This window comes from Streptomyces sp. NPDC097129, assembly GCF_055668065.1.
On the sequence record NZ_JBVOQE010000001.1, the window covers coordinates 691,744 to 707,408 of the forward strand.

A 15,665-nucleotide genomic window follows, 5' to 3' on the forward strand; every position below is an offset into this window, starting at 1 on the left:
AAAGGAACACCACCATGTCCGCACTACGCCCAGCACCCTGCCGCTCGATCGCGCCGGCCGTCGCCGTCCTGGCCGCACTCTCCGGCGCCGCCGTGTCCGCCCACCCCGCCACCGCCGCCGCGGCCGTGACGTCGGTGCGCGCCGACGTCCCCGACCCGGTGGACTGCCCGTCCGCCGGCTGCCGCCAGGTGAGGACGCACGCGGCGACGCCGAGCGACCCGGCCGGCCCGAAGCAGCCGTACAGCATCACCGACGACGGGCAGGGCCACCTCTACGTGGCCGACGGGCCCTCGGGCAGCCTCCTCGCGGTCGGCCTGGCCGACGGGGAGACGCACATCGTCACCAGCGGCCTCGGCCGCACGTACGGTGTGGCGCTCGACGGGCAGGGCAACGCCTACGTCACTTCCGGCGACCAGGGCAAGGTGTACCGGGTCGACCTCGACCGCGGCACCAGGACGGTCGTCTCCTCCGGCCTCGACCACCCGCACAGCATCGCCCTGGACGACCAGGGACACGCCTACGTCACCCTCTACTGGGCCGACCAGCTGGTCGAGCTGGACCTCGGCAACGGGGACACGGCCCACAACTCCTCCCTCGTCACCGCCGGCATGGACAACCCGCACGGCGTCGCCCTGGACGGCCGGGGACACGCCTACGTGGCCGCGTACAACGACGCCAAGCTCTACGAGGTCGACCTGAACCGGGGCACCAGGAAGGTCGTGGCGGACGGCCTGGCGCAGGCCAACGGCGTGACGCTCGACGGACACGGCCGGGCCTACACCGCCACCGAGGAAGGAAAGCTCTACGAGATCGGCCTGGAGGGAGAGGACCGGGGCGGCAAGCGCCTCGTCGCCCGGGCCGAGAGCATGCACGGCGTCACGCTTGACGCCGACGGCGGTGCCCATGTCGCCGCCGTGAACCAGGGCAAGCTCTGGCACGTACGCGACCTCGGCACCGGCGCCTCGAACGGACGTCTGCGCGCCGGCATCGAGCAGCGCCGGCGCGTGTCCGCGGCCCCCGGGGACCGGTGGGTCTACCCCTCCGTCCTCGTGGAGAACACCGGCGACCGCCGCATCGGCACGCAGAAGGTCACGGTCACCGCTCCCGCCGGGATGCGTTTCGAGGAGAACCGGCTGACGCTCTCCCGCGACGACGAGGAGGAGACCACCACCTGCTCCCGGTCCTCCGACCACCGCACCCTGACCTGCGCCACCGTCAGGGTCGGGATCGAGCCCGGCCAGGAGGTCGTCCTGTACCCGCGCATGAGCGTCGACGAGGACGCGCGCAGCGGCCCCGCGGACGTCCGCTTCGCCCTCGGCAGCCCGGCGTTCGCGACCGGCGACGCCACCGTCACGATCCGCCGCTGAACACCCCGCTGAAAAACCACGAAAGGACTCCGCCCAAATGAACACCACCCCCACCACCCCCCGTCACCGCCGCCTGCTCCTCGCCGCCGCCCTCGTCGCCGCGACAGCCGTCACCGGTGTCACGGCGGCCACCGCCACCGCCGCTCCGGCGAGCGTCCCCAGCGTGCGCAAGGCCGCCGTCGAGGACACCCTGAACTGCCCGTCCGCGGCCTGCCGGCGGGTCTCCCAGGACGTCGGTTATGCCAACAACGTGGCCCTGGACGGCCGGGGCAGCGCCTACGTCACCGACTACGACGGCGGCAAGCTGTGGAAGGTCGACCTGGCCACCGGCAGCTCGACCATGGTGGCCGACGGCATGGGTTACGTGGAGGGCGTGGCCGTCGCCGGCGACACCGTCTACGTCGCCGACCGCAACGCCCGCCTCATCTGGGCCGTGGAGCCCGGCGGCGCGAAGCACGAGGTCGCCACCGACATCGACGACACCCTCGCCGGCCTCGCCTTCGACGGCGACCACACCCTGTACGTCGCCTCCAAGAACAGCGGGACCCTGTGGGCGGTGGACATGCGCAACGGACGCAAGTCGGAGGTCGCCACGGGGCTCGGAGGCGCGGACGGGGTCGCCCTGAAGACGTCGACCGGAACGGCCTACGTCACCGACGACACCGACGACAGGCTGTGGGAGGTGAACCTGGACAACGGGGTGAAGCGCGAGGTGACCCGCGACCTGGGCGCGACGCAGAGCGTGGCGCTCGACGACGCCGGCGACGCCGCCTACGCCGTCGACTACGGCAGCGGCGAACTGATCCGGATCGACCTGTCCGACGGGGCGAAGTCGGTCGTCGCCACGGGACTGGGCAAGCCGGACGGCGTCGCGATCGACAGCGACGGCACCGCCTATGTCGCCGACTACAACGGCACCCTCTGGCGGGTGAACGAGGCCGGCCTGCCGCAGTCCCCCGGAACCCTCCAGGCGAGCGTGGAACAACGCAAGCGCGCCACCGGCAGCCCCGGGGACCAGTGGGTCTATCCCTCTGTCCTGGTGACGAACACCGGCCAGAAGCACATCGGCAGGCAGAAGGTGCGGATCACCGCTCCGGACGGCCTGCGCTTCGAGGACAGCACGCTCACCCAGTGGCACGACGGCGCGGAACGGCCGGTGAACTGCACCCGCTCGGCCAACCGGCGCGTCCTCACCTGCAACGGCGTCGGCCTGGACCTCGACGCCGGTGACAGCACCGTCCTCTACCCGCGCATGGGCATCGCCGCCGACGCCCGGCCCGGCGCCGACCACGCGGTGACCTTCGACATCGGCTCACCGGTCTTCGCCTCCGGCGACGCGCACGTCGTCGTCCGCGCCGGCTGAGGGACCGTGGTCCGCAACAGGGTGGGGGCGGGCGTCGCTCTCCTGGTGCTCGTCTCCGCCCTCTGCTGCCCCGCGCTCCCCACCGCCGCGGCCCCCGCCGGACAACGCCCGGCCGAGGCGCACCGCGTCACCCAGCAGGGCCGGCTCATCCAGCAGACCAACCGGCTCCGCCGCCGCGCCCACTGCCCGCCCCTGACCCCGGACGCACGGCTCGGCCGGGCCGCCGAGCAGCACGCCGCGTACATGGCGGAGCGGCACCTGCTCACCCACCGGGGCCACGGCGGCACGAGCGGCGCGGCACGCGTCCGCGGCCACGGATACGACTGGTCCCGGTTCGGCGAGAACATCGCCCGCGGGCAGCCCGACGCCCCGGCCGTACTGGCCGCGTGGCTGGCCAGCCCACCCCACCGGCGCAACCTCCTCACGTGCGCCTACCGGCACATCGGCGTCAGCGCCGTCGTCCGGGACGGCGAGACCTGGTGGGCCCTGGAGCTGGCGGCCCCGCAGCCGGGCCCCCACTGAGACCGCGGCCCGTCGCCGCACACACCTGCACCCCTCCACCGAAAGGACGCCCCTGATGGCACGCACCCCCGCCCCCCACCGCTCCCCCCTTCTGGCCGCCGCCCTGATCGCCGCGGCCTCGCTGACCGGCACGGCCGCGGCAGCCGCCGCTCCGGCAGCCGCCGCCCCCGCCCACACCGCCGCGGCGCCTGCCGCGAACGCCCCCGTCAACTGCCCCTCGGCAGGCTGTCGCAGGGTGACGACGGCCCTCACCAGCCCGCACAGCGTCGCCCTCGACGGCGAGGGCCACGTCTACGTCGCCGACGGATCCAGCGGGGTCCTGCGCGCGGTCGACCGCACCACGGGGAGGCCGTACGAGGTGGCCACCGGCCTGGACAACCCGCTGGGGGTCGCCCTCGACGGCCAGGGCCACGCCTATGTCACCGAGTTCTACAGCGGCCGCGTCACCAGGGTCGACCTGGCCACCGGCAGCACCAAGAAGATCACCGAGGGCCTGGGCCAAGCCCACAGCATCGCCCTGGACCCCGCCACGGGCATGGCGTACGTGACGGACAGCGAGCGGGACACCCTGTGGGCGGTGAACCTGAACACCGGTGACCACTGGGAGGTCGCCACCGGCGTGGGCGGGGCCCGGGGCGTCGCGCTCGACGGCAGCGGCAGCGCCTACGTCTCCGCCGTCGACCAGGGGAAGGTCTACGCCGTCGACCTGCGGACCGGCGCGAAGGCGACCGTGGCCGACGGCATCGGACGGCCGGAGGGCCTCGCCGTCGCCCCGTCCGGGACGCTGTACGTCAGCGGGGGCAGCGACGGGAAGCTGTGGGAGGTCGATCCGGCGCAGCACACCAAGCGGGAGGTGGCGTCGGGGATGTCGTACCCCGTCGGCGTCGCCCTCGACGAGAACGGCGGCGCCTACGTCGCCGACCGGGACAGCCACACCCTGTGGCGCGTCCCCGACGCCGCACAGGCCCACTCCGCCCTCCACGCCAGCGTCGAACAGCGCAAGCGGGCCAAGGGCGGTCCCGGTGACCTCTGGGTCTATCCCTCGGTCGTGGTCACCGACACCGGCGAGAAGTCCATCGGCCGGCAACAGGTCACGGTCACGGCCCCTGCGGGCCTGCGGTTCGAGGAGGACCGGCTCACCCTGTCCCGCGACGATCGCGAGGAGCGCTACCCCTGCGCCCGCTCCGCCGACCGTCGCCGGCTCACCTGCACCGGCGTGAACCTCGGCATCGCGCAGGACGAGAGCGTGGTCCTCTATCCGCGCATGAGCATCCGCGGCGACGCCCGCCCCGGCACCGACGCGGAGGTGACGTTCGCGGTGGGCTCCCCCGCCTTCGCCGCGGGTGACGCCACCGTGGAGATCGTCTGAGCACGTGAGCCGAACGAACGAAGGAGGGCCGTCACGCGCGCGTGGCGGCCCTCGTCCTTGCGTTCCCACAGATAGAAACGCTTCTGCACCGCTTGGATGGTGGGGCGGGTGGGACTCGAACCCACGGCCGACGGATTATGAGTCCGCTGCTCTAACCGGCTGAGCTACCGCCCCATCGCGGCGTGTCGCGTACATGTGTACGCGCCGTGTGCCGCAGCATAGCCGCTCATACGATCTCCTGCCCCGCAGGGCCGACCCTCGCATGCCCGCCTCGGCCACGTCACGACCATGAGGACCGCGCCGCCGTGCGCACGGTTCCCGCCCCAATGAAAAAGGACCCCATCGGGGTCCTCGTTCAGCATGCTCCCCCGACTGGACTCGAACCAGTAACCTGCCGGTTAACAGCCGGCTGCTCTGCCAATTGAGCTACGGAGGACCGAGCTCCCCCGACTGGACTCGAACCAGTAACCTGCCGGTTAACAGCCGGCTGCTCTGCCAATTGAGCTACGGAGGAATGCCTCGTTCGCATCGAACGGACCTCCTGGGGTATTCGCCAGGGGGCGCTCGCTCGCTGCGACACATACATTAGCGCAAGCAGGGGGGTGCTCCGCCAATCGGTTCCCCCCGGCGCCGACGCCGCACCGCAGGACCGTCACGAAGAAGGGTTGCCGCCATGCGCTACCGGCTCACGTTCGTCGCCGGACTCGCCCTGGGTTACGTGCTGGGCACGAAGGCCGGGCGCGAACGCTACGAGCAGCTGAAGAAGTCCGCTCGCCAGGTCGCACAGAACCCGGCGGTGCGCAACACCGCCGAGACGGCCGCCATGCAGGGCCGTCAGTTCGCGGGCAAGGCCTACCACGTCGTCAGCGACAAGGTCGGCGACCGCGTCCACGTCCCCGACTCGGTGGCCCACCGCGTCAAGGCCCTCCGCGAACGCAGCGCCCACAACGGAGGCGCGGCGGACGACTGGGGCACGAGCAACACATAAGGCGCCTTGTCAGCGCCGGCGGGGGCAGCGCCGCCAAGGGGCGCGGGGAACTGCGCGACCAGCCACCCACGACCCGCACCCGCCGGCCGACACGAGCACCCCACGACGAAACCGCGCCCCCCGCCCAAGCCGGCGCGGCCCTACGGCACAATCGGTCGCCATGGGGATAGTCGCCGGCTTGGACAGCTCACCGGACTTCACGCGCATCGTGGTGTGCGACACGGACACCGGTGCCGTACTACGCCAGGGTTATGCCCCGCATCCCCTGGAGGGACGTCCGAGCGACGTCGACCCGCAGGCCTGGCTGCTCTCCCTCGGGGAGGCGGCCGGCGGCGGGCTGCTGGAGGGCGTGCAGGCCATCGGCGTCTCCGCGCAGCAGAACGCGCTGATCCCGCTGGACGGGCAGGGCGCCACCGTGCGCCCCGCGCTGGCCGGCGGCGACAAGCGGGCGCAGGTCGCGGCGGCCGACCTCATCGACACGCTCGGCGGGCGGGAGGCGTGGGCGCAGGCCGTGGGGTGCGTGCCGCAGGCCGCGCAGCCGGTGACCAAGCTGCGCTGGCTGGCCCGCAGCGAACCCGACAACGCGCGGCGCACCGCGATGCTGATGCAGGCCCACGACTGGCTGGTGTGGCAGCTGCTGGGGCGTCCGGTGCGCCGGACCACCGACCGCGGCGGCGCCTCCGGCACCGGGTACTGGTCGGCGGCCACCGGCGCCTACCGGCCCGATCTGGTCGAGCTGGCGCTCGGCCACCAGGCGATGCTGCCGGAGGTCATCGGCCCCGCCGAGGCGGCCGGTACGACACCGGAGGGGCTGCTGATCTCGGCGGGGACCGGCGAGACGATGGCCGCCGCGTTCGGGCTCGGGATCGGGCTCGGGGACGCCGTCGTCTCGCTGGGCGCGTCGGGGTCGGTGATGGCCGTCCATCCCGAGGCGCTCGTCGACAGCACCGGGATGATCACCTCGCTGGCCGACGCGACCGGCATGCACCTGCCCGTCGTCACCACCCTCAACGCCGTACGGGCCCTGCGCGGCGCCGCCGAACTCCTCGGGGTGGCGGACCTGGAGGGCCTGTCGGAGCTGGCGATGAAGTCGACGCCGGGTGCGCACGGGCTGGTGCTGCTGCCGTATCTGGAAGGTGAGCGGACGCCTCATCTGCCGCACACCGCGGGCACGCTCGCCGGGCTGCGGCGGGAGTCGATGAAGCCGGAACACCTGGCGCGGGCCGCGTTCGAGGGGATGCTGTGCGGGCTCGCGGACGCGCTGGACGTGCTGCGCGGCCGGGGCGTGGAGGTGCGGCGGATCTTCCTGCTGGGCGCGGCGGCCGAGCTGCCGGCCGTGCAGGCGGCGGCTCCGGCGCTGTTCGGCGTGCAGGTCGTCGTACCGCAGCCCGCGGACTACGCGGCGATCGGCGCGGCGCGGCAGGCGGCGTGGGCGCTCGGCGTCTCGCAGGGCACCCTCGATCCGCGCGATCCCCCGGCCTGGCAGGGGGCGGCGGCGCAGGTGCTGGAGCCCGGTGAGGAGCTGGCGGTGGGCCAGGCCGTGCGCCAGCAGTACGTTTCGGTGCGCGAGCAGACCCATCCGGGGGCCATGCGTCCGTGAAGGACCGCCGGTTCGGATTAATCGGTTGGGGTAACGCGGGTGGAGTGTTCGACGATAGGGGCCACGGGCAACCGAACCGCCCCGTCGCCGACGACCGAGAGAACCCAGCGTGCTCATACGACTCCTGCGGACCTATCTCAGGCCCTACAAGAAACCGATCGCCCTGCTGGTGGGGCTGCAGTTCCTGCAGACCTGCGCCACCCTGTACCTGCCCACCCTCAACGCGGACATCATCGACAACGGTGTCGTCAACGGCGACACCGGTTACATCATCGGCCACGGCGGCCTGATGATCGCCATCTCGCTGGCACAGGTCGTGTGCAACATCGGCGCCGTGTACTTCGGCGCGCGCACCGCCTCCTCGCTCGGCCGGGACGTGCGGGGCGCCGTCTTCGACCGCGTGCAGTCCTTCTCCGCGCGTGAGGTCGGTCACTTCGGCGCGCCCTCGCTCATCACCCGTACGACGAACGACGTGCAGCAGGTCCAGATGCTGGCCCTGATGACGTTCACCCTGATGGTGTCGGCGCCCATCATGTGCGTGGGCGGCATCGTCCTGGCGCTCGGTCTGGACGTGCCGCTGTCCGGGGTGCTGGTCGCGGTGGTCCCGGTGCTGGCGATCTGCGTCACGCTGATCGTGCGCCGGCTGCGGCCGCTGTTCCGCGCCATGCAGGTGCGGCTGGACACGGTGAACCGGGTGCTGCGCGAGCAGATCACCGGCAACCGCGTCATCCGCGCCTTCGTGCGCGACGAGTACGAGCAGGAGCGCTTCCGCAAGGCGAACACGGACCTGACGCAGATGGCGCTGGGCACCGGCAACCTGCTCGCGCTGATGTTCCCGATGGTCATGACGGTGGTGAACCTGTCGTCCATCGCGGTGGTGTGGTTCGGCGCGCACCGCATCGACAGCGGTGAGATGCAGATCGGCGACCTGACGGCGTTCCTCGCCTATCTGATGCAGATCGTGATGTCCGTGATGATGGCCACCTTCATGTTCATGATGGTGCCGCGCGCGGAGGTGTGCGCCGAGCGCATCGAGGAGGTCCTGGACACCGAGTCGAGCGTGGTGCCGCCGTCCGCGCCGGTCAGCGAGCTGCGCCGGCACGGCCATCTGGAGATCCGCGCCGCCGGCTTCCGTTACCCGGGGGCCGAGGAGCCGGTGCTGAAGGCGATCGACCTGGTCGCCCGGCCCGGTGAGGTGACCGCCGTGATCGGCTCGACGGGCAGCGGCAAGTCGACGCTGCTCGGTCTGGTGCCGCGCCTGTTCGACGCCACGGACGGGGAGGTGCTCGTCGACGGCGTGGACGTCCGCGAGGTCGAGCCGCGGCTGCTGGCCCGCACGGTCGGCATGGTGCCGCAGAAGCCGTATCTGTTCGCCGGCACCGTCGCCTCCAACCTGCGGTACGGCAATCCGGACGCCACCGACGAGGAGCTGTGGCACGCGCTGGAGGTGGCGCAGGCCAAGGGCTTCGTCACCAAGCTGGAGGGCGGTCTTCAGGCTCCGATCGCGCAGGGCGGGACCAATGTCTCCGGCGGTCAGCGCCAGCGCCTGGCGATCGCGCGGACGCTGGTGCAGCGGCCGGAGATCTACCTCTTCGACGACTCCTTCTCCGCGCTCGACTACGCCACCGACGCCGCCCTGCGCGCCGCGCTGGGCCGGGAGACCGCGGAGGCGACCGTGGTGATCGTCGCCCAGCGGGTGGCGACCATCCGCGACGCCGACCGGATCATCGTCCTCGACGAGGGCCGGGTCGTCGGCAGCGGCACCCACCACGAACTGATGGCGGACAACGAGACCTACCGGGAGATCGTGCTCTCCCAGCTCACGGAAGCGGAGGCTGCCTGATGGCCGGGCCCATGGGGCGGATGATGGCCGGGGGCGGCCCCGACAGCCGTTCGCTGGACTTCAAGAACTCGGGCAAACGGCTCGTCTCCCACTTCCGGCCGGAGCGGGTCACCATCTACGCGCTGCTGGCGTGCGTGGTGGTCAGCGTCGGGCTGAACGTGGTCGGCCCGAAGATCCTCGGCAGGGCCACCGACCTGGTCTTCGCCGGGATCATCGGCCGGCGCATGCCGGCCGGGGCGACCAAGGAACAGGTCCTCGACTCCATGCGGGCACGGGGGCAGGGCGGAATCGCCGACATGCTGAGCGGCACCGACTTCACACCCGGCAAGGGCATCGACTTCGGCGCGGTCGGCGACGTCCTGCTGCTCGCGCTCGGCACGTTCCTGATCGCCGGTCTGCTGATGGCGGTGGCGACGCGCCTGGTCAACCGGGCCGTGAACCGCACCATGTTCCGGCTGCGCGAGGACGTGCAGACGAAGCTGTCGCGGCTTCCGCTGTCGTACTTCGACAAGCGGCAGCGCGGTGAGGTGCTGTCCCGGGCGACCAACGACATCGACAACATCGGGCAGACGCTCCAGCAGTCGATGGGCCAGCTCATCAACTCGCTGCTGACGATCATCGGCGTGCTGGCGATGATGTTCTACGTCTCCTGGATCCTGGCGCTGGTCGCGCTGGTGACCGTGCCGCTGTCGTTCGTGGTCGCCACCCGCGTCGGCAAGCGCTCGCAGCCGCACTTCGTGCAGCAGTGGCGCACCACGGGCAAGCTGAACGCGCACATCGAGGAGATGTACACCGGGCACACCCTGGTGAAGGTGTTCGGCCGGCAGCAGGAGTCGGCGCAGCAGTTCGCCGAGCAGAACGAGGCGCTGTACGAGGCCGGGTTCAAGGCGCAGTTCAACAGCGGGATCATGCAGCCGCTGATGATGTGCGTGTCGAACATGAACTATGTGCTGGTCGCCGTGGTCGGTGGTCTGCGGGTCGCCTCGGGTGCGCTGTCCATCGGTGATGTGCAGGCGTTCATCCAGTACTCCCGCCAGTTCTCCATGCCGCTGACGCAGGTCGCGTCGATGGCGAACCTGGTGCAGTCGGGCGTGGCCTCGGCGGAGCGGGTCTTCGAGCTGCTGGACGCGGAGGAACAGCAGAGCGACCCGGCACCGGCGGAGACCCCCGCCGAGCTGCGCGGGCGGGTGGAGCTGGAGCATGTGCAGTTCCGCTACGACCCCGACAAGCCGCTCATCGAGGACCTGTCGCTGAAGGTGGAGCCCGGCCAGACCGTCGCCATCGTCGGCCCGACCGGCGCCGGCAAGACCACGCTGGTCAACCTGCTGATGCGGTTCTACGAGGTGACCGGCGGGCGCATCTCCCTGGACGGCGTCGACATCGCGCGGATGTCGCGGGACGAGCTGCGCGCCGGGATCGGCATGGTGCTGCAGGACACGTGGCTGTTCGGCGGCACGATCGCGGAGAACATCGCCTACGGCGCGGCGCGCGAGGTCACCCGCGGGGAGATCGAGGAGGCGGCGCGGGCGGCGCACGCCGACCGGTTCGTGCGCACGCTGCCCGACGGCTACGACACCGTCATCGACGACGAGGGCACGGGCGTGAGCGCCGGTGAGAAGCAGCTGATCACCATCGCGCGGGCGTTCCTGTCCGACCCGGTGATCCTGGTCCTCGACGAGGCGACCAGCTCCGTCGACACCCGTACGGAGGTGCTGATCCAGAAGGCGATGGCCAAGCTCCAGCACGGCCGGACGTCGTTCGTGATCGCGCACCGGCTCTCCACGATCCGGGACGCGGACACGATCCTGGTGATGGAGAACGGCTCCATCGTCGAGCAGGGCTCGCACGGGGAGCTGCTCGCGGCCGGCGGGGCGTACGCGCGGCTGTACCAGGCGCAGTTCGCGCAGGCGGTCGCGGAGGTCGACTGACCGCCCGGCGGGTCGCCCGGCGCCGGGCGACCCGCCGCTCAGTCCAGGTAGCCCCTGAGCTGGTCGGCGAAGGCGTGGTCGCGGAGCTTGCCGAGGGTCTTGGACTCGATCTGCCGGATGCGCTCGCGGGTCACGCCGAAGAGGCGGCCGATCTCCTCCAGGGTGCGCGGGCGGCCGTCGATGAGCCCGTACCGCAGCTGGACGACCTTGCGCTCGCGCTCCCCCAGCGTCGACAGCACCACCTCCAGGTGCTCCCTGAGCAGCAGGAACGCGGCCGACTCCACGGGGGAGGCCGCGTCGCCGTCCTCGATGAGGTCGCCGAGGGCGACGTCCTCCTCCTCGCCCACCGGCGCGTGCAGGGACACCGGCTCCTGCGCGAGCCGCAGCACCTCGCCGACCCGCTCCGGCGCCAGCTCCAGCTCGGCGGCGACCTCCTCGGGGGTGGGCTCGTAGCCGCGTTCCTGGAGCATGCGGCGCTGCACCCGCACGACCCGGTTGATGAGTTCGACGACGTGGACGGGCACCCGGATGGTGCGGGCCTGGTCGGCGAGCGCCCGGGACATGGCCTGGCGGATCCACCAGGTGGCGTAGGTGGAGAACTTGTAGCCGCGCGCGTAGTCGAACTTCTCCACCGCGCGGATCAGCCCGAGGTTGCCCTCCTGTACGAGGTCGAGCATGGTCAGCCCGCGGCCGACGTAGCGTTTGGCGACGGACACGACGAGGCGCAGGTTGGCCTCGATGAGCCGCCGTTTGGCGAGGCGGCCGAGGACGACGAGCCGGTCCAGGTCGTAGGCCAGCCGGCTGTCCAGGTCGGGGGTGTTCGCGAGCTTCTCCTCGGCGAACAGGCCGGCCTCCACGCGCCGGGCGAGGTCGACCTCCTCGGCTGCGGTGAGCAGCGGGATGCGGCCGATCTCCCGCAGGTACTGGCGGAACAGGTCGGCGGAGGGCCCGGTGGTCTCGGCCCGGGCGGGCGCCACCGCCTCGACGGGCTCCACCGCGGTCTCGTACCCGGCTTCCGCTTCGGCTTCCGCTTCGGCCTTCGTTTCCGCCTCTGCCTCGGCTCCGGCTTCGTGTCCGGTGAGGGCCTCGGCCGGCGGTTCGACGGGCTCGGGCACGGCCTCGGGGTGGTGCGCGGCGGGGTTCTGCGGCCGCACGGCGGCCAGCAGGGCGGCCTCCGTGTCCGCTTCCGCGCCGTCGGTACTGTCGCTCTGTACGAGGGTCTGGGTCTGCACGGGGGCGACCTCCAGGGCTGATCGCTGCTGAGGTGAGCGGACCGCGCGGGTGTGGGACCCGTGGGGGACGGATCGGCCGCGCTCCGGGGACTCAGGCACCGGACCCAGTGTGGAGTACGACACATCGCGGAAACGAGGGGCGTGCGATGACTTTTTGCGTCCGCTCCGTGACCGCGTGGTGATCCCGGCGGCCGGTCCGGGTCAGAGCGCCGCTGCTCCCTGCGCGCGAAGTGCCTGGTCGTACTGCTGGAGGACCCACAGCTCGTTCTGTACGGCGGCCAGGGCGGCCGGGTCGCCGGCCGCGCCGAGGCGGGTCAGCTGGGACTGGATCTCGGTGATGCGGCGTTCCACGGCCCGGCGGCGGACGCTGACCAGGACCGTGCCGGCGTAGGTCTCGTCGACCGTGCGGCGCAGGATCGCCTCGACGGCGAGCTCGGTCACCATGGCGCGGACCCGGTCGTCGGGGGCGGCCTCACGCACCCGGACCACGTACTCCTGCCCGTCCGCGACGCCCTGTTCGGCGCCGCCCGCGTCCATGATCGCCTGGCGTACGGCGGCGTACGGCGGGGCGGTGAACTCGTCGATGCCGTAGGCGTCGAAGGCCGGGGAGACCAGTTCGGGGCGTTGCAGGGCGAGTTTGAGCAGTTCGCGTTCGGTGGCGTAGACGGGGTTGCGCAGGGTGAGGGCGGGGCCGGAGAACGCCGGGCCGGCGGTGGCCGCCCACGGCTGCGGGGAGGACTGCGTGGCGGACGGCGCGGGGCCCTTGCCACCGCGGTCGCGGGCCCAGCGGGCGAGCTGGGCGACCCGCTTGACGACGAACTGCGTGTCGAGGATGCCGAGCATCCCGGCGAACTGCACGGCGACCTCGTGCTGGGCGCCGCTGTTCTTGATGCGGGCGACGACCGGGGCCGCCTCGTCGAGGGCCGCGGCGCGGCCGGCCGGGGTGTCCAGGTCGTAGCGGGCGACCATCTGGCGCAGCGCGAACTCGAACAGCGGGGTGCGCGGTTCGACCAGGTCCGCGACCGCCTCGTCGCCCTTGGCCAGGCGCAGTTCGCACGGGTCCATGCCGTCGGGGGCGATCGCGATGTAGGTCTCGGCGGCGAACTTCTGGTCGTCCTCGAAGGCGCGCAGGGCCGCCTTCTGCCCGGCCGCGTCACCGTCGAAGGTGAAGATCACCCGCGCGCTGCCGTTGTCCATCAGCAGCCGGCGCAGGATCTTGATGTGGTCGGCGCCGAAGGCCGTGCCGCAGGTCGCGATGGCGGTGGGGACGCCGGCGAGATGGCAGGCCATGACGTCGGTGTAGCCCTCGACGACGACCGCGCGGGAGGACTTGGCGATCTCCTTCTTCGCCAGGTCGATGCCGTACAGCACCTGGCTCTTGCGGTAGATCGCCGTGTCGGGGGTGTTGAGGTACTTCGGGCCGTTGTCCGCCTCGTACAGCTTGCGGGCGCCGAAGCCGACGACGTCGCCGCCGATGTCGCGGATCGGCCACATCAGCCGGCCGCGGAAGCGGTCGATGGGGCCGCGGCGGCCCTCCTGGGCGAGGCCGGAGAGCAGCAGCTCCTTGTCGCTGAAGCCCTTGCCGCGCAAGTGGCGCACGAGGTGGTCCCAGCCCTGGGGGCTGTAACCCACGCCGAAGTGCAGGGCCGCGTTCTGGTCGAAGCCGCGCTCGGCGAGGAAGATCCGGCCGGTGTCGGCCTCGGGGCTGGTGGCGAGCTGCTCGGCGTACCACTCGGCGGCGGCCTTGTGCGCCTCGACCAGGCGGATGCGTTCGCCGCGCTGGTGGGCGGGGTTGTAGCCGCCCTCCTCGTAGCGCAGGGTGATGCCGGCCTGGCCGGCGAGGCGCTCGACGGCCTCGGAGAAGGTCAGATGGTCGACCTTCATCACGAAGGCGATGGTGTCGCCGCCCTCCTGGCAGCCGAAGCAGTGGAAGAGACCCTTGCTCGGGCTGACCTGGAAGGACGGCGACTTCTCGTCGTGGAAGGGGCACAGGCCCTTGAGGTTGCCGCCGCCCGCGTTGCGCAGCTGGAGGTACTCGGAGACGACGGCGTCGATCGGGACAGCGTCCCGAACAGCCTTCACGTCCTCGTCTCTGATCCGTCCTGCCACGTGGCGATTCTACGGGGCAGGACCGGCACTCCCGATGCTCAGGAAGCCAGGCTGTCCAGCGGGACGTGCGGGTCGGCCAGGGCCTCCGGGTCCACCGGCCTGCCGGAGCGGATCAGTTTCTGGATGGGCTCTGTGACATCCCACACGTTCACGTTCATCCCGGCCAGTACGCGGCCCTCCTTCACCCAGAACGCGATGAACTCCCGCTTCGACGCGTCCCCGCGGATCACCACCTCGTCGTACGTCCCCGGCGGCGCCCACCCGCTGTACTCCATGCCGAGGTCGTACTGGTCGGTGAAGAAGTAGGGCACCCGGTCGTAGACGAGTTCCTTGCCGAGCATCGCGCGCGCGGCCGCGGGGCCGCCGTTCAGGGCGTTCGCCCAGTGCTCCACCCGCAGCCGGGTGGAATACAGGGCGAGCGGGAAGGACGCCACGTCACCGGCCGCGTAGATGTCCGGGTCGGAGGTGCGCAGCCGCTCGTCCACCACGATCCCGCCGCCGTGCGCCCGGTCGGCGATCTCCAGTCCGGCCGCCTCCGCGAGGCTCGTCCGCGGCGCCGCCCCGATCGCCGCGAGCACGTCGTGCGCCGGGTGCTCCTCGCCGTCGTCGGTGCGGGCCGCGAGGACCACGCCGTCCTGGCCGACGATCTCGGTGAGCCGCACACCGAAGCGGAAGCGGACGCCGTGCTCACGGTGCAGCTGGGCGAAGACGTTGCCCAGTTCGGGCCCGAGGGCGCCGTACAGCGGGGTCTGCGACGGTTCGATCACGGTGACCTCGGCGCCGTACTCGCGGGCCGCCGCGGCGACCTCCAGGCCGATCCAGCCGGCGCCGGCGATCACGATGTGGCCGTTGTCCCGGCCGAGCGCGCTGAGCACGCCCTTGAGCCGCTCGGCGTGGGCGAGGCGGCGCAGGTGGTGCACGCCGGCCAGGTCGGTGCCGGGGATGTCCAGCCGGCGCGGCTCCGCGCCGGTCGCCAGCAGCAGCTTGTCGTAGTGGACGAGGGTGCCGTCGTCCCCGAAGCGGACCGTCTTCGCGGCGCGGTCGATCGCGTCGACGGTCTGCCCGAGGTGCAGCTCGATGTCGTTCTGCGCGTACCAGGCGGGTTCGTGCACGAAGACGCTGTCGCGCTCTTCCTTGCCGAGGAGGTAGCCCTTGGACAGGGGCGGGCGCTCGTAGGGGTGGTCGCGCTCGTCGCAGATCAGTATCACGCGCCCGTTGAAGCCCTCCGCCCGGAGCGTCTCGGCCGCCTTGGCGCCGGCCAGGCCGCCTCCGACGATGACGAATGTCTGGTCCGCGTCGACCACTTGATGCCTCCTCGTAAGGGTGCCGCCACAGGGGAGCGTC

11 protein-coding genes and 3 tRNA genes are annotated in these 15,665 nt (G+C 71.9%); 8 read left to right on the forward strand and 6 right to left on the reverse strand.

All coding sequences use genetic code 11. The features are described 5' to 3' along the window. Window positions 1–14 precede the first annotated feature (14 nt). The 4 genes from AC0B9F_RS03135 to AC0B9F_RS03150 are packed head-to-tail and all read left to right on the forward strand — an operon-like array spanning window position 15 to window position 4,621. On the forward strand, window positions 15–1,367 hold the full coding sequence (locus AC0B9F_RS03135; RefSeq protein ID WP_471998480.1) for a Vgb family protein: 1,353 nt from the start codon (window positions 15–17) through the stop codon (window positions 1,365–1,367). A 37-nt stretch (window positions 1,368–1,404) separates the two neighbouring features. Continuing rightward, window positions 1,405–2,730: a Vgb family protein gene (locus AC0B9F_RS03140; RefSeq protein ID WP_471998481.1), complete on the forward strand. Its 1,326-nt coding sequence runs from the start codon at window positions 1,405–1,407 to the stop codon at window positions 2,728–2,730. Between the two features lie 6 nt (window positions 2,731–2,736). After that, complete coding sequence (locus AC0B9F_RS03145) at window positions 2,737–3,252, forward strand: CAP domain-containing protein (protein ID WP_471998482.1); 516 nt, start codon at window positions 2,737–2,739, stop codon at window positions 3,250–3,252. Between the two features lie 55 nt (window positions 3,253–3,307). Beyond that, window positions 3,308–4,621, forward strand: a complete 1,314-nt coding sequence (locus AC0B9F_RS03150) for a Vgb family protein (protein WP_471998483.1) — start codon at window positions 3,308–3,310, stop codon at window positions 4,619–4,621. Between the two features lie 97 nt (window positions 4,622–4,718). On the opposite strand, the gene AC0B9F_RS03155 is transcribed toward AC0B9F_RS03150, so the two are convergent. The 3 genes from AC0B9F_RS03155 to AC0B9F_RS03165 form a co-directional block, all read right to left on the reverse strand. Continuing rightward, window positions 4,719–4,795, reverse strand: a tRNA-Ile gene (locus tag AC0B9F_RS03155). Window positions 4,796–4,984: 189 nt separating this feature from the next. After that, a tRNA-Asn gene (locus tag AC0B9F_RS03160) sits at window positions 4,985–5,057 on the reverse strand. A 5-nt stretch (window positions 5,058–5,062) separates the two neighbouring features. Then, window positions 5,063–5,135, reverse strand: a tRNA-Asn gene (locus AC0B9F_RS03165). 159 nt (window positions 5,136–5,294) lie between these two features. Between AC0B9F_RS03165 and AC0B9F_RS03170 the strand changes: the two genes are divergently transcribed. The 4 genes from AC0B9F_RS03170 (at window position 5,295) to AC0B9F_RS03185 (ending at window position 10,980) form a co-directional block, all read left to right on the forward strand. Then, window positions 5,295–5,609 (forward strand): YtxH domain-containing protein, encoded by a 315-nt coding sequence (locus tag AC0B9F_RS03170; protein ID WP_471998484.1) that lies wholly within the window; start codon window positions 5,295–5,297, stop codon window positions 5,607–5,609. 160 nt (window positions 5,610–5,769) lie between these two features. Next, a complete protein-coding gene (locus AC0B9F_RS03175; protein WP_471998485.1) occupies window positions 5,770–7,209 on the forward strand; it encodes an FGGY family carbohydrate kinase in 1,440 nt (479 codons plus the stop codon). 109 nt (window positions 7,210–7,318) lie between these two features. Beyond that, window positions 7,319–9,052: an ABC transporter ATP-binding protein gene (locus AC0B9F_RS03180; protein ID WP_471998486.1), complete on the forward strand. Its 1,734-nt coding sequence runs from the start codon at window positions 7,319–7,321 to the stop codon at window positions 9,050–9,052. After that, a complete protein-coding gene (locus tag AC0B9F_RS03185; protein ID WP_471998487.1) occupies window positions 9,052–10,980 on the forward strand; it encodes an ABC transporter ATP-binding protein in 1,929 nt (642 codons plus the stop codon). Before AC0B9F_RS03180 ends, AC0B9F_RS03185 begins: the two co-directional genes overlap by 1 nt. Window positions 10,981–11,018: 38 nt before the next feature. Here the strand turns inward: AC0B9F_RS03185 and AC0B9F_RS03190 are convergent, their stop codons facing one another. The 3 genes from AC0B9F_RS03190 to AC0B9F_RS03200 all read right to left on the reverse strand — a co-directional run bounded on the left by AC0B9F_RS03190 (window position 11,019) and on the right by AC0B9F_RS03200 (window position 15,625). Then, window positions 11,019–12,335 (reverse strand): RNA polymerase sigma factor, encoded by a 1,317-nt coding sequence (locus AC0B9F_RS03190; protein WP_471998488.1) that lies wholly within the window; start codon window positions 12,333–12,335, stop codon window positions 11,019–11,021. Window positions 12,336–12,413: 78 nt separating this feature from the next. Beyond that, window positions 12,414–14,321 (reverse strand): DNA primase, encoded by a 1,908-nt coding sequence (gene dnaG, locus AC0B9F_RS03195; RefSeq protein ID WP_471998489.1) that lies wholly within the window; start codon window positions 14,319–14,321, stop codon window positions 12,414–12,416. A 38-nt stretch (window positions 14,322–14,359) separates the two neighbouring features. After that, window positions 14,360–15,625, reverse strand: coding sequence for an NAD(P)/FAD-dependent oxidoreductase (locus tag AC0B9F_RS03200; RefSeq protein ID WP_471998490.1), 1,266 nt, complete (start codon window positions 15,623–15,625; stop codon window positions 14,360–14,362). Between the last annotated feature and the right edge of the window lie 40 nt (window positions 15,626–15,665).

Coding starts and splice junctions, on each gene's coding strand:
- AC0B9F_RS03135 (WP_471998480.1), top strand. CDS start 15: ATGTCCGCACTACGCCCAGCACCCTGCCGCTCGATCGCGCCGGCCGTC.
- AC0B9F_RS03140 (WP_471998481.1), top strand. CDS start 1,405: ATGAACACCACCCCCACCACCCCCCGTCACCGCCGCCTGCTCCTCGCC.
- AC0B9F_RS03150 (WP_471998483.1), top strand. CDS start 3,308: ATGGCACGCACCCCCGCCCCCCACCGCTCCCCCCTTCTGGCCGCCGCC.
- AC0B9F_RS03170 (WP_471998484.1), top strand. CDS start 5,295: ATGCGCTACCGGCTCACGTTCGTCGCCGGACTCGCCCTGGGTTACGTG.
- AC0B9F_RS03175 (WP_471998485.1), top strand. CDS start 5,770: ATGGGGATAGTCGCCGGCTTGGACAGCTCACCGGACTTCACGCGCATC.
- AC0B9F_RS03185 (WP_471998487.1), top strand. CDS start 9,052: ATGGCCGGGCCCATGGGGCGGATGATGGCCGGGGGCGGCCCCGACAGC.